Genomic DNA, 13464 nt, shown 5'->3' on the forward strand with positions numbered 1-13464 from the left:
AAGACGGGGGCGCACGTGGCGACCGGCAAGGTAAAATGGTTCAACCCTGAAAAAGGTTACGGCTTCATCGCGCCGGACGAGGGCGGTGACGACGTGTTTGTACATATCTCCGCCATCAAGGCGTCGGGCCTCGATACACTGTGGGAAGATGACCTTGTATCTTTCGAGCGTGAAGATGGCCCCAACGGCCGCACGGTGGCAACCGGCCTCAAGCGTCTTTAGCCGCCGTTTTTTCCTCATCATCGCGACCGAGCACCACGCCGAACACGCGGCCCGCAGTGCCGATTGACCATCCCTGTACCATCAGCGACGCAACGACGATGATGAACACAAGGTTGAAGAAGTGCGGCGTCAGTGGCCCCGGGCTGATGACCGGGATGATCGACAGGAAAATGGGCACCGCCCCCCTCAGCCCCACCCAGCCGACATAAAACTTCTCCCGCGTGGTGAAGCCAAGCGGGCTGAGGCACAGGAACACCGCGATGGGGCGGGCGAAAAATATCAGCACGATGGCAAGCAGGATTCCCGGCAGCAGCATGACATGCAGCTCCGACGGCGCCACCAGCAGGCCGAGCATCACAAACATGGCAATCTGCGCCAGCCAGGCAAAACCCTCATGGAAGTGTGCGACGCGGTCCCGGCTGGCTTCCTCCCGTTCGCTTTTGCCGCCGCTGGCCGCGACTGTCAGGCCAAAGAGGTAGGCGGCGAGGAAGCCGGAACCGCCAGCAAGCGCCGTTGCCGCGTAGGTGAATAGCCCGGACATCAGGAAAAACGGCGGGTTCAGGCCGGTGGGCAGGGTGATTTTGCGGTTGGTCCATGCCGCGAGATAGCCCATGGCAATGCCGGCGATTGAGCCGATGCCCATTTGCTGAATGAAGTTGGGCGCAGCGGTGAACAGCGTACCAAATTCAAGAGGTGCACCCGTGTCGACGATGGCGACAAAGGTGAGGGTGAGGAAAATGGCGATCGGGTCATTGAGGCCGGATTCGATGAACAAGGTTTCCTTGAGCCGGGGCCTCAGTTTCACGCCCGAGTGCGTGAGCAGCATGAAGGTTGCCGCGGCGTCTGTGGAGCCCACAACCGCACCCAGTAGCAAACCTTCCGCGAGCGGCGCATCAAGAATGAGGTGGTAGGCCACACCCACAATAACGGCAGTGAACACAACGCCGAGCGTGGCGAGAAGTCCCGCTGGTGTGCCCGCCACCTTGAGGTCGCGTAGTTTGGTATCAAAGCCACCGGCAAGCAGGATAACCGCAAGGCACACCGAGCCAATGGAATAGGCGAAGCTGAAATCGTCAAAATGAATGCGGCCGGGGCCGTCTTCCCCCAGCACCATGCCAAGGCCAAGGAACAGCAGCAGGATCGGTGCCTGCACTTTCGACGAAAGCGGCACGATCAGCATGCTCATCACAGCAATGCCCGAGAGCGCAAACAGCAGCACTTCCATGGTCCTCGTGGTCCTCCTTGGGGAATGGGGTTTGGTAGGGAGCCTATACTATAAGCAAGCGGGCGAAATTATGAAGCCGCCCGCCTGGTATTATTTTGGGCGCGTACTTATGGCTTCAGGTCGTCCAACTTACCCGCCATCAGCGCCGGGATGTTGGCGGTGATGCGCTCAAGCGACCAATCCCACCATGCAAGGTCCAGCAGGCGCGTTATCGTCACATCATCAAAGCGCATTTTCATCACCCGCGCCGGATTGCCGCCGACAATGGCGTAGGGCGGCACATCTTCCGTCACCACGCTGCCGGAGGCGATTATGGCGCCGTGGCCGATGCGAACGCCCGGCATGATGAGCGTGCGGAAGCCGAACCATACATCATGGCCCACAATAGTATCGCCGCGGGAGGGCAGGCCCATCAGCAGGTCCATATGCTCGCCCCATGCTCCGCCCATGATGGGGAAGGGGAAGGTGGAGGGGCCGTCCATGCGGTGGTTGGCGCCGTTCATGATGAAGGTGGTGCCGGTCGCCAGCGCGCAGAAGCGCCCGATTTCAAGCCGGTCACCGACATGTTCGTAATGATAAAGCACATTGCGGGCCTGAAACTCGGTCGCGTGCTCGGGGTCGTCATAATAGCTATAGTCGCCGACCGATATATTCGGGCCGCTTACGACAGATTTGAGGAAAACCACGCGGTCGGTGTGGGGCAGGGGGAAGCGGGTGTCCGCGCTCGGTGCGGCGCTCGTGTCGGATGTCTGCATGACAAAGCCTTTATCTCGTTTTGGGAAGTTTATCGCCCAAACGCCAAGATGTCTCGGGGTCCGGGGTGGATCAGGCGGCTTTGTTCATCTGCAGGATGCTCCTTAACGTCAGATATCGGGTTCTAGATAATGCCCCAGGTCTGCAGGTGCAAGCCTGATGAACAGAATCCGCTTGCACAGCCATTATATTTCGGATACGAACTATATTAGTTTACATGCGAAATAAATAAGGGAGGCGCATCATGCCGATGGAACCACGGGTCTTTCATCTGCTGCACCTCGGATACAAGGCGATTTTTCGTGCCGCTGACCGGGTGCTGATGACACGTTACGGCATCTCTGCGGCGCAAAATGCCGTGCTTCTCTATCTCCTCAAGCATGAGGGGGCGACGATGGGGCAGGTGGCGATTGCGCTTGGCCTCAAGAATGCCGCCACGTCTGGCCTTGTGGACCGCATGGAGAAAAACGACCTTGTCGAGCGGCGCCCAAGCGCGTCGGACGGCCGGGCGTATGAACTGTACCTGAGGCCCTATGGCCGGGATACGGTGGAGAAATCAAAATCCGTGATCCGGCAAAGCAACGAAAGATTGCTCGAGGGTTTCACGGATGAGGAGCGGGCGCTGATGTCCCGTTTTTTTGAAACGATCATCGAACGCGCCGAAGATTTTGGCGCGCATGATTTCGATGACAGCGAGGATGAGATTATGACGAGAGGACAGGACCTATGAGCGACCATATCAAGACCGAACTCAAAGACCGGGTGCTTTACATCACCTTCAACCGGCCGGACAAGAAAAACGCGCTGACACATGCCATGTATGCCACCATCGTGGCGGCGATGAAAAACGCGGATGATGACGACGATGTACGCGCCATCATGTTCACCGGCGCAGGTGACGCGTTTACCTCAGGCAATGACCTCGCCGATTTCCGCGACACGCCGCCGCTTGGTGAAGACGCACCGGTGCAGCAGTTCCTGCAGTGTTTGCTGACGGCGAAAAAGCCGCTGGTGATGGCGGTGAACGGTATCGCGGTTGGTGTGGGCCTCACCATGCTGTTGCATGCTGATATTGTCTATGCGTCAGAGGCTGCTGTGCTGCAGGCCCCGTTTGTGGACCTCGCGCTGGTGCCTGAGGCTGGCTCGTCGCTCCTTCTCCCGGCCCGTATCGGCCATGCCCGCGCCGCGGAAATGTTCATGCTGGGCAAACGGGTGGGGGCCGAGGAAGCCTACGGCATGGGCCTTGTCTCCCGCGTTTTGAAAGCGGAGGAGCTTGTGCCAGCGGCCACCAAAGCGGCACAAGCGTTGGCCAAGAAAGCGCCGAAGGCGCTGATGCACACCAAGGCGCTGATGCGTGGCGACACCAGCGTGGTCGCAAAGCGCATGGTGGAAGAAGGCAAGCTTTTCAGCGCGCAGCTCACCTCGCCTGAGGTGATGGAAGCCATCATGGCCTTCATGCAGAAACGCGAACCAAACTTCGGCTAAAGGCCGAAGACAGAATCCCTTCCTTCGTGGTGTTCTGGCGGGTGCCATGGAGGGACCAGGCCGGGCCCCAGCGCCCGGCCTATCTATTACCTGTGATGCCGTTGCCAAGCCCGCGCGATGGTGGAATGATGCCCCGCGGGAAGCAGGGGAGATTTCAGCCATGCGGGAAATATACGACAAACTGGCCTTCATGTTGGCGGGCCTTGTGCACCTGTTGCCGGTGGCGGGTATTTCAGGCGCGGCCAAGCTTGAAGCGCTTTATGGGGTGGAGCTGGCCCATGACCCGGTGCTCACCCTCATGATGCAGCACCGCGCGCTGCTGTTCGGCATCATTGGCTTCTTCCTCATCATGGCAGTATGGGCCCCGCACCGGCGGCCCGCCGCACGGCTTATTGCGCTTGTGAGCATGATTGGCTTTGTGGTGCTGCATGTCGCATCGGGCGTGGATGCACCGGAGCTCGCGAAGATATTCTGGGCGGATGTTGTGTGCGCGTTGCTGCTCCTTGGCACCTATCGGGTTGATACACACACAAAGCACAGAACACTAAAGGCCGGAGGCATCTTCTGTTGCGGAGTGCTTATCATTGGCGCGGCTGTTCTTTCATGGATGAACTGGAATCTCGGTACCACCTGTCGACAGATGAAGGGCTTGGCCCAAGACCTGACTACGCGAGACTATCTTGTCTCGTGGGTTGATAATCTTACCAAGAAACCGGATATGGCCAATCTGCGGGGTGTTTACTTCCACAATCCCGAAGCCGATGCCTTTGAGCAGCTTGGCTTCAATCATTCAATTTTTGACGGCCTCATAGGCCCGCTGCGAATAGATACCATACCAAGTGTCGCGCTCTGGAACGACGGCGACGAGGTTGAGCCTCTGGAATATGTTTTGTTCTATGTGGGAAGGGATTTCATTCTCGTGAACACAGCCAATGCCTCCTCTGCCCGGATTGGGCAAAAGGATGGAGGCTTCGTCAAAGTTGGTGGTCTCCTGTTCAGGGTCACGCACATTGACAATAGGGTTTCAGTTTACTGTGACTAGTCTCGCACGCGCATGATGTTTGCGCTCACCGCCATGCCTGCTATATGAAGAACATATGACGGCGTGCGTTCCCTGTGGTCTCATCAAATGCTTCAGGGTTTCCGCGAAATTCGGGGGATTGGTATTATATGGCTGATGCAGGTGTTTTGTCGCGTTCGGACGATCAGCATGATTTTATGGGCCTGCATGGCTGGGGGCAGGCGGATGTTGTGCCGCTTATCCCGGATGCGAGCTTTCGCTCCTACAAGCGCCTGAATTTGGCCGGCGAACAGCGCATGCTGATGGATGCGCCGCCAAGCCATGAAAATATCGACGCCTTCCTTGATATCACCGCCCACCTGCGCGGCCTTGGCCTGCGTGTGGCAGAGGTTTACGCCGAAGACCGCAAGCGCGGCTTCGCGATGATTGAGGATTTGGGCGACGACACTTTCACCCGCCTGCTGGCGGCTGGCACCGACCGCACGACCCTATATCTGATCGCGACTGATATCCTTGTTCACCTGCACGGCGCGGCTGGCGCGACAGACATCACGCTTGCGCCCTATGACATGCCGAACCTGAGCCGGGAAGCGGCCCTGTTTGTCGACTGGTTTGTGCCTGCCGTGCGCGGCGAGGCCGTGAGCCGCGATGAGCGGCAGGAGTTCCTTGGCGCGTTCGAGGAAGCGCTAGCCGGTGTGGCAGCCGACCGCCGCGCGCTTGTGCTCAGGGACTACCATGTGGACAACCTGATGATTGTGGGTGGCCGGTTCGAGATGGCGCACTGTGCGCTCCTCGACTATCAGGATGCGCTTATCGGCTCCCCGGCTTATGACCTCATCTCGCTTGTGGAAGATGCGCGCTGCGATATCCCGGCAGATGTGCGGGAGGCAGTGCTGGCGCGCTACTTTAAGGGCCGTCCAGAGATGGATCGTGATGCGTTCCTAGGGGATATGACCCTCCTTGGCGCGCAGCGCAGCGCCAAGATTGCGGGCATTTTTGTGCGCCTCAGCCGCCGTGACAACAAACACGTCTACCTGAAGCACATCCCGCGTGTGGTGAATTATATTGATGGCTGCCTGAAGGCACCGGCGCTTCAGCGCGTGCGCAAAAGTGTCCTGTCCATGCTGCCGGATTACCCGAACGTCAGCCTATAACGCCCGGCCAAGCAGCTGCATGAAAAGCCCGTCATAGCGGTCGATCATGCCTTCAAGGCTATAGTCACGCTTGGCCTTGGCCTGATTGGCCGCGCCGATGCGCTTGGCGGCTTCCGGCTTGTCGAGAAGCGCGGAGAGGTTACGGGCGAGCGCCCCTGCCGAATTTTCCTGCACATAGGCCGCGTTCTGACGGCTGACCATACCCGCCACATCACCCACGTCGGTGGAGACAACCGGCAGGCCCGCCGCCATCGCCTCGATGACGGAAATGGGCATTTGTTCAGTGTCCGAGGACAGGGCAAACAGCTCAAACGCAGGCACGATGCTCTCGGGGTGCGCCATATTGCCAGTGAAGACCACACGTTCATAAAGCCCGATCCGTTCCGCGAGCATTTTGAGCGGCTTCATGCCAATGCCGTCCCCCACAATGACCAGTTTGGTGGTGGGGTAAAGGTCGGCGATCTGTGCGAAGGCTTCAATCAGCTTGCCGATGTTCTTCTCGGGCCGGAGGGCCGCGACCGTGCCGATAATGCGGTCCGTGGGTTCAAGTTCAAATTCCGCCAGCACCTTCGGGTCGGGTGGGCAGATGAACCGGTCCACATCAATGCCGTTCGGGATATAGTGCAGCCGGTCCGTGCGCACGCGCCAGCTTTTTGATGCAATGGTCTCCAGCGTGCGGGACGGCACCACAACCGCATCCGCGCGGCGGTAGGCAAAGGCGCGGGTAATACGGCGGTGGAATTTCTCGCGCCCCACTTCATCGGGGCCGAAACCGTCCTGCACATGCACGGTCTTGCAGCGTTTGCCGAGCAGGCTCGAGAGATCCCACTCCACGCTGCCCCAATTATAGGTAACCAGAAGGTCCGGCGCGTATTCGTCCAGCAGGTGGGCGCATTCCCGCATGGCGGCGAGGCCGCTTTTCTTGGGGAAACTTGGCAGGTCGTCCTTGGGAACAGAGATATCGCGCACCAGCTTGAGCGCGTCATAACAGCCGTTCATGGCAAAAACGCTGTGGGTAAAGTGACCCTGCCGTCGGTTGATGATGCTCACCAATCGTCGTTGCGCACCGCCCACTTCAAAGGACGGGAAAACATGCAGAATGCGTGGTCTCGGGGCCACCATATGCTCCTGAACGGAAACGCGTTTTTCCATTCTTACCCCTGAACGGGTGTTGCAAGCAAGAATATCCGGCGCACGCCTTTGGGTTGCACCGGATTCTCCATGGGTTGAATTGGCCTTAGTGGCTCATGAAAATGGGCAATTTGGCATTGCTGACGATATAGCGTGTGGCGCCGCCCAGCACCATTTCCCGCCAGCGGGAGTGGGAATAGGCGCCTAGTACCACACAGTCCGCGCCGATCTCCGCCGCGATATCGAGAAGCTGCGCACCGATGCTGTCACCGCGGTCCTCCTCATGCCGGGTGACGCACGTGATGTCATTCTCAATGAGATAGTCTTCCACATCCTCATAGTCGGGGCGCACAGGGTCCACGTCGCCGATCTGGACCACGGTGACCTTGTCCGCACCCTTCAGGAGTGGCACAGCACCACCAACGGCCCGTGCCCCCTCTGCGCGGCCATTCCAGGCAATCATCACATGTTTGCCCACACTGCCGCTATAGCTCGCCGGTACCATGAGGACCGAGCGACCGGAGCGGAAGATAAGGTCATGGAAAATGTCATCACTGTCGGGCATTTCGCTGTCTGGCTGCGCGCAAACGGTGATGTCTGCCGTTCGGGCGGAACGGCCCGCGTGGTCTGATACCTGCCCCGTCACCTCACGCCAGCGGGCGCGGGGTGTGGCAACTTTCTCACCTTCCTCGGCAACCGCGAGGCCCTTGGCTTTCACGATCTCGCGGAAAGCAGCTTCGGCTTTGGCTGCATTTGCCTTGCCTTCTTTCTCTGCCGTGTCGCACAGATGCTGGATCATTTCCGCCGTCAGGCCTTCACCCATAAAGGGGATGGCCATGCGCGGGTCGGGCCGGATAAAAAGCGCGGTCAGTGACCCTTGTTGCCTGAGCGCAAGGTCAGCTGCGGTTTTGGTGATGGTGTCCGCATCAACCGCGTGGGTGAGGGGGAGCAGAATGGATTTCATCGAATTTGCCTCCGTCTGGTTTCGGCCCTATTAGATAGGTTCGCGCACGAATATGGATCGGCCGGTCGTGTTTCGCCTTGATCACGGTCAAAGATGGTTCATCATGCGTTCACCGCTGCGGCACTAAGAGTATAGCCTATGACACGACTGATTTACATCTTCCTGCTTTTGGTCCTGACCGTGCCGATGTTCGGCGCGGGCCATGCCTTATTGTTGCCGCCAGTTCACGCCATGGATGAACAGGATGACGTGCTTGAGGCCATCAAGCGCGGCGACGTGATGCCTTATTCAAAAATCAAGCGCATCGTGGAATCGAAACTCAATGGCGTGGTGGTAGGCCAGCAAATCCGGCGTACCAACCGAGGCTGGCAGTATGATTTGCGCGTAAGGCGAAAAGATGGCCGGGTTGTTATGGCCATTGTCAACGCCCGCACCGGTGAAATTGTGCGGACACAATAACTTAAGCACTGCCGCAGCAATATGTGGCGAGGCTGTGTACCGCAAGCGAGGAGACAGAAAAAGTGCGTGTACTGATTGTTGAAGATGATGAAGCGTTAGCGGAACAAATGCGCCAGAGCCTGGTGGACACCGGCTATTCGGTTGACCACGCGGCGGATGGCGAAGACGGCCATTTTCTAGGCGACACCGAACCCTATGACGCTGTCATCCTTGACCTTGGCCTGCCGGTGATGGACGGCGCCAGCATCCTCAAACGCTGGCGCTCTGACGGTAAGGAAATGCCGGTGCTAATTCTCACCGCGCGCGACGGCTGGACCGACAAGGTCGAAGGCCTTGACGCGGGCGCGGATGATTACCTGACCAAACCGTTTGTGATGGAAGAGCTGCTGGCGCGCCTGCGTGCGCTCATTCGCCGTTCGGTTGGTCAATCAAGCCCACAATTCTCCTGCGGTCCTGTGCTTCTCGATACCCGTAATGGCCGTGTGAGCGTGGATGGCCGCGCCATCAAGCTGACGGCGCAAGAGTTCAAACTGCTTTCGTACCTGATGCACCATGAGGGCAAGGTGGTGTCGCGCACGGAACTTACCGAACATATCTACGATCAGGATTTTGACCGGGATTCGAACACGATTGAAGTGTTCGTGAACCGGATCCGCAAGAAACTGGATGTGCCGATCATCGCTACAGTGCGTGGCCTTGGCTATCGGCTGGAATGGCAGGAAGGCCAGAAATAACAAGGGGGTGTTAGCGGGGTGACACGCACACGGGGGCATTTTTTCCGCTCACTCACCGGGCGGCTCTTGCTTTCCGCCGTCCTTTGGTCGGCGGCGGCCTTGGCCGTGGGCGGCATGCTGCTTTCCTTCGCCTTCCGCACCTATGTGCTCTCCGACATCGACCGCAAGCTTGAGATGCAGATCGACACCATGGTCGGTATCAGCGAAATCTCGCCTGACGGGGTGCTCCGGTTCAACCAGCCACTTCTCGACCAGCGTTTTGCCGCACCCTATTCGGGCTGGTACTGGCAAATCTCCGAAGTAGGCGCAGACCCGTTCCGCTCCCGCAGCTTGTGGGATTTTGAATTGACGCCGGAACTGGGCACCCGTGCCTTCTCCCTCAAGCTCAGCGAAGTGGCGGGGCCTGACGGGCAGAGCCTGCGCGTGGCGGAGCGGGATATCATTTTGCCGGAAGCTGACCGTATTTTCCGCTATCAGGTTGCGACCGACACCACGGAAGTGCAGGACGCCATCGCCCGCTTCAACTGGCTGCTGATGGGTGCGCTCGCCTTCATCATGCTGACAGTCTCCCTCGCGCTGGTTATCCAGGTGGCTTATGGCCTAAGGCCGCTCCGCAATCTGGGGCGCAGCTTATCCGAGGTTCGTTCCGGTCACCGTAGCCGTATTGACGGCACCTGGCCTGAGGACCTGCGACCACTCGCGCAGGAGATTAACGCGCTTATCGACCAGAATGAAAAACTGGTGGACCGCGCGCGCACCCATGTTGGCAATCTCGCCCACGCGCTCAAAACTCCGCTCAGCGTGATCATGAACGAGGTGGAGGCGGATACGTCCAAGAAGGGCCAGACCATCGGCGTGGCGGCGAAAAACATTCGTGAGCATATAGACCACCACCTTAAACGCGCGCGCATTGCGGGCGGTGGCTCGGGTCCCGGTCTCGCCATTCAGGAACGGGTGGAAAAACTTGGCCGGGCGATCGAAAGATTGAACCGCGAGAAGAACCTGAAGGTGGACGTAAGCTGTGCGCCCGACCTCAAATTTGACGGCGAGCGCGAGGATTTTGACGAATTGCTCGGCAATATCGTTGATAACGCGGGCAAGTGGGCGCGCGGGCATGTGACTATCACGGCCACGCGCGCGGACGAGACCTTGCGCCGCCCGTTCATGGATATCCGTGTGGAGGATGACGGGCCCGGTGTCCCGGCGGACGAACGCGAAACCCTGTTCGAGCGCGGTAAGCGGCTCGATGAACATGTGCCGGGCACCGGCCTTGGCCTCGCCATTGTGCGTGACATTGTGGAGCTTTATGGCGGCAGCGCCTACCTCGAGGAAGCCAGCCTTGGCGGCCTTGCGGTCATCCTGCGTCTGCCAGCGAAATAGGGCCTAGCGCTCCTTCATGCGGTAACCGGCGACCGCCAGCATCAGCCAGCCGGCCATCAGGCACAGCCCGCCAATGGGGGGCAGCCAGTGCAGAGGGCCCAGAATGCCGCGGCCCATCAGGGCAATCATATAAAGTGTGCCCGAAAACAACACTGTGCCAATGAGGAAAGCGAACGCGGCTTTGCCTGCAAGGCTCCCCTCGCTCTTGCTAGCCACAAAGGCCGCGCCCAGCATGGCGAGGGCATGGAAAAACTGGAATGTCGCGGCTTGGGCGAAAAGGGCGCCGCCCCCCGCGCCAAGTTTGCTCGCCAGCATGTGGGAGCCAAGGGCTGAGGCGCTTGTAGCAATGAAACCATTGATCGCGGCAAACGTGATAATTAAGCCTGATTTCATGAAATCGCCCCTTTTCCTAAATATTTTCGAGCTTGAAGCTTTTTACCGGTGCGCGATGATAGCTTTTGCACACACGTTGGCAAGCGCTGATCCCCCATGAGGTGGGGCTGACATCAGCACAAGCCATTTATAGCAAAGCAAAAATCCGTTGACGAAAAGGTTAACGAATGGCGCTTGGCAACCAGATGTTTTGTGTTACAGTTACTTGAGTAAAGATTGTATTTGGCACGGTGTGCGCGCATTTGGTGTAAGCCAAATGCGGGATGAGAGTAATGTATATCGCACGGATTGGGTCACGTTTTGGATGGTATCTGTTTGGGAATGATACCGGTTTCATAGTCTGAAACGTTTAGGGCATGCGGTAGCTTGGGCATTGGTTGGGAGTGTGTGGTGACACGTTATGTGTCGTGCTCCCATTTGCTTTTAGGCATCTTGGGTCGTGAACTAAGGAGACCGTAGTGCTTCAGGAGATTATCAATACCGCCAATATGGGCTTTGTTGTTGTTGGCCCGCAGTTCGACATTCGTTTGTGGAACCGTTGGATGGCGCAACTGACAGGCATCGAAAGCGAGGTCGCTTGCTGCCGCACTCTCCTTGATGTGTTGCCCTCAATCCGTCATTCCCCGATCCTGATGAAAATTGAAGGTGCGCTGAATGACGGTACGTCAGTGCGCCTCCCGCCGTCCGACAGCGCGCGTATCGCCGAGCTGGGCGCGATGAATATCTTCATCCAGCCGCTCAAGGCGCGCAAATACCTGCATTCTTTGAAGCCGGTGAATGAGGAACGTTCGGACCCTCTGTGTCTCATCCAGTTCAGCGTGGCGAACAATAAACCCTTGATGCCGCAGCAGCCTTCTCCAGTGGCGGCGAACGGAAATGCTGCCACGCCGGACAAGACAGGCCGGCTCGAGTTTCTCGCGACCATCGGTCACCAGATCAGGACACCGGTGAACGGTGTGCTTGGCATTGCCGACCTGCTGTCCGGCACCACGCTCAACCATGAACAGCGTAAATATGTAGACCTGCTGGTGCGCTCAGGCCAGGCGCTTCTGGATTTTGTGAACGAGATGACTGAGCTTTCGCTTCTCGAGGCGGGGCAGAGCACACTTGAGAAAGAAGCCTTCAACCTGCCGCGCCTGATGCAGGATGTGATGAACCTTTTTGCCTCGTCGGGTTCCTATAAGGGTGTGAAGGCGGTGGTGGACCTCTCGCCAAACCTGCCCGCCTTTGTGCGCACCGATGCCCATAAGTTGCGGCAGGTGTTGGTGAACCTTCTCTCGAACGCGTTCAAGTTTACCGACCGCGGCACCGTATCTCTCACTGTCGGTTACCGCGGTACGGCGGAGAAGGGCGACCTTGAGATTGAAGTGAAAGACACCGGCGTTGGTATTCCGGCCGCGCGGCTGAGCGGACTTTTCGAGAAACTGCGCGTGGACGAACAGGGCATGGCGCGGCTTTTCAACAAAACCGGGCTTGGGCTTTTCATCTGCAAGGAACTGGTTGATCTCTTTGGTGGCACCATTCGGGTTGAAAGTGCGCTTGGCAAAGGCTCGACCTTCACGGTGACCTTGCCGGTTTCGGTGGCGGACGAACGCACCGGCGCGGACGCTGTTGAAACAAGCGAACGCGAAGTGAAAGATACCGGACCGTGGCGTGTGCTGGTGGCGGAAGATAATCCGGTGAACCAGACCTTGATTGAGAAATTGCTGGAAAGTCGCGGCCACGAGGCAGTCGTGGTGCCAAACGGCCAACTGGCAGTTCAGGCCATGCAGGTCAGCGGGCCGTTTGATCTTATCCTGATGGATATTTCCATGCCGGTGATGGACGGGCTTGAAGCCACGTCACTGATCCGTTCCCTCATGGGGCGGGCAGGCATGACGCCGATCATCGCGCTCACTGCCCACGCGCTTGAGGGCGACCGGGAGATTTTCCTCGAGGCAGGCATGGATGGCTACCACTCGAAGCCGGTGGAGCCGGAAAAGCTGTTCGAGACCATGGCGCGCGCCGTTGAAGCCCGCGCCAAGGCCGCGAAAGGGGAAGTCTTCAAGGTACGAGAACGATCGGCACCCCAAGGGAGTGGGCAAGCGAATTGGCCACGCTCCCAAGAATCAGATCAGCCACACGCGAACGACCACGACGACCGATAAACACTTGGTGTGCCTTCAGTTTTTTCGCCTGTTCGCGGATGACCTTCACCGGGTGACCCCAGAAAAACTCAGCCTTGATTGTCACGCCGCTATCTTTGTGGCGGGCGATGATCGGGGCGAGAATTTCTTCGCTTGCGAGGCGTTCTTCCTCTTTTTTCTCAAGCGGCCGCACGGCGATGTCCTCCATGCTGATCGGCTGATAGCCTGACCACGGAATAACGGTGACAAGCGTCACATCCGCGCCGGTCATGCGGGCCTGTGTGATGGCGTGGTCCGCAGCGCGCTCGCCCCATTCACTGCCGTCTACCGCGACGAGATAATGTTGTTTCTTAGGCATGAAAAACCCCCTTCGGTTATCGGTTTCGCACAAACGTTACCGAAGGGGGAGTGGGCAGT

15 protein-coding genes are annotated in these 13464 nt (G+C 58.5%); 9 read left to right on the top strand and 6 right to left on the bottom strand.

Going from position 1 to position 13464, the window contains the following annotated elements:
• The first annotated feature begins 15 nt into the window (after positions 1-15).
• Positions 16-222, top strand: coding sequence for a cold-shock protein (locus tag B150_RS0110200; protein WP_020399821.1), 207 nt, complete (start codon positions 16-18; stop codon positions 220-222).
• Here the strand turns inward: B150_RS0110200 and B150_RS0110205 are convergent.
• Together B150_RS0110205 and B150_RS23525 are read right to left on the bottom strand one after the other, a co-directional pair.
• A complete protein-coding gene (locus B150_RS0110205; protein ID WP_020399822.1) occupies positions 209-1447 on the bottom strand; it encodes a potassium/proton antiporter in 1239 nt (412 codons plus the stop codon). The two genes, B150_RS0110200 and B150_RS0110205, sit on opposite strands and share 14 nt — an antisense overlap.
• Positions 1448-1554: 107 nt before the next feature.
• On the bottom strand, positions 1555-2202 hold the full coding sequence (locus tag B150_RS23525; protein ID WP_020399823.1) for a CatB-related O-acetyltransferase: 648 nt from the start codon (positions 2200-2202) through the stop codon (positions 1555-1557).
• A gap of 242 nt (positions 2203-2444) precedes the next feature.
• Between B150_RS23525 and B150_RS20530 the strand changes: the two genes are divergently transcribed.
• The 4 genes from B150_RS20530 to B150_RS20540 all read left to right on the top strand — a co-directional run bounded on the left by B150_RS20530 (position 2445) and on the right by B150_RS20540 (position 5860).
• Complete coding sequence (locus B150_RS20530; RefSeq protein WP_020399824.1) at positions 2445-2930, top strand: MarR family winged helix-turn-helix transcriptional regulator; 486 nt, start codon at positions 2445-2447, stop codon at positions 2928-2930.
• The gene (locus B150_RS0110220) at positions 2927-3685 is read left to right on the top strand and encodes an enoyl-CoA hydratase (RefSeq protein ID WP_020399825.1); all 759 of its coding nucleotides are present in this window, start codon (positions 2927-2929) and stop codon (positions 3683-3685) included. The genes B150_RS20530 and B150_RS0110220 overlap by 4 nt, the downstream gene beginning before the upstream one ends.
• Before the next feature lie 160 nt (positions 3686-3845).
• Positions 3846-4727 carry a hypothetical protein gene (locus B150_RS22385; RefSeq protein ID WP_020399826.1) on the top strand — a complete coding sequence of 294 codons (882 nt, stop codon included), beginning with the start codon at positions 3846-3848 and terminating at the stop codon, positions 4725-4727.
• Between the two features lie 128 nt (positions 4728-4855).
• Positions 4856-5860, top strand: a complete 1005-nt coding sequence (locus B150_RS20540; protein ID WP_020399827.1) for an aminoglycoside phosphotransferase family protein — start codon at positions 4856-4858, stop codon at positions 5858-5860.
• Here the strand turns inward: B150_RS20540 and B150_RS0110235 are convergent.
• Together B150_RS0110235 and B150_RS0110240 are read right to left on the bottom strand one after the other, a co-directional pair.
• On the bottom strand, positions 5855-7012 hold the full coding sequence (locus tag B150_RS0110235; protein ID WP_020399828.1) for a glycosyltransferase family 4 protein: 1158 nt from the start codon (positions 7010-7012) through the stop codon (positions 5855-5857). The genes B150_RS20540 and B150_RS0110235 overlap by 6 nt on opposite strands.
• An 85-nt stretch (positions 7013-7097) precedes the next feature.
• Positions 7098-7955: a universal stress protein gene (locus tag B150_RS0110240; protein WP_020399829.1), complete on the bottom strand. Its 858-nt coding sequence runs from the start codon at positions 7953-7955 to the stop codon at positions 7098-7100.
• A 138-nt stretch (positions 7956-8093) separates the two neighbouring features.
• On the opposite strand from B150_RS0110240, the gene B150_RS20545 reads away from it, so the two are divergent.
• The 3 genes from B150_RS20545 to B150_RS20550 all read left to right on the top strand — a co-directional run bounded on the left by B150_RS20545 (position 8094) and on the right by B150_RS20550 (position 10528).
• Positions 8094-8414 (top strand): PepSY domain-containing protein, encoded by a 321-nt coding sequence (locus B150_RS20545; protein ID WP_020399830.1) that lies wholly within the window; start codon positions 8094-8096, stop codon positions 8412-8414.
• A 62-nt stretch (positions 8415-8476) separates the two neighbouring features.
• A complete protein-coding gene (locus B150_RS0110250) occupies positions 8477-9148 on the top strand; it encodes a response regulator transcription factor (RefSeq protein WP_020399831.1) in 672 nt (223 codons plus the stop codon).
• Between the two features lie 18 nt (positions 9149-9166).
• Positions 9167-10528 (top strand): ATP-binding protein, encoded by a 1362-nt coding sequence (locus B150_RS20550; protein ID WP_020399832.1) that lies wholly within the window; start codon positions 9167-9169, stop codon positions 10526-10528.
• Between the two features lie 3 nt (positions 10529-10531).
• On the opposite strand, the gene B150_RS0110260 is transcribed toward B150_RS20550, so the two are convergent.
• On the bottom strand, positions 10532-10921 hold the full coding sequence (locus B150_RS0110260) for a DUF423 domain-containing protein (RefSeq protein WP_020399833.1): 390 nt from the start codon (positions 10919-10921) through the stop codon (positions 10532-10534).
• Positions 10922-11379: 458 nt separating this feature from the next.
• Between B150_RS0110260 and B150_RS20555 the strand changes: the two genes are divergently transcribed.
• A complete protein-coding gene (locus B150_RS20555) occupies positions 11380-13068 on the top strand; it encodes an ATP-binding protein (protein WP_020399834.1) in 1689 nt (562 codons plus the stop codon).
• Here B150_RS20555 and B150_RS23020 read toward each other — a convergent pair.
• A complete protein-coding gene (locus B150_RS23020) occupies positions 12965-13405 on the bottom strand; it encodes a universal stress protein (protein WP_081611401.1) in 441 nt (146 codons plus the stop codon). The genes B150_RS20555 and B150_RS23020 overlap by 104 nt on opposite strands.
• Positions 13406-13464 lie beyond the last annotated feature (59 nt).

The sequence above is a fragment of the Kordiimonas gwangyangensis DSM 19435 = JCM 12864 genome (assembly GCF_000375545.1).
Classification (GTDB): domain Bacteria; phylum Pseudomonadota; class Alphaproteobacteria; order Sphingomonadales; family Kordiimonadaceae; genus Kordiimonas; species Kordiimonas gwangyangensis.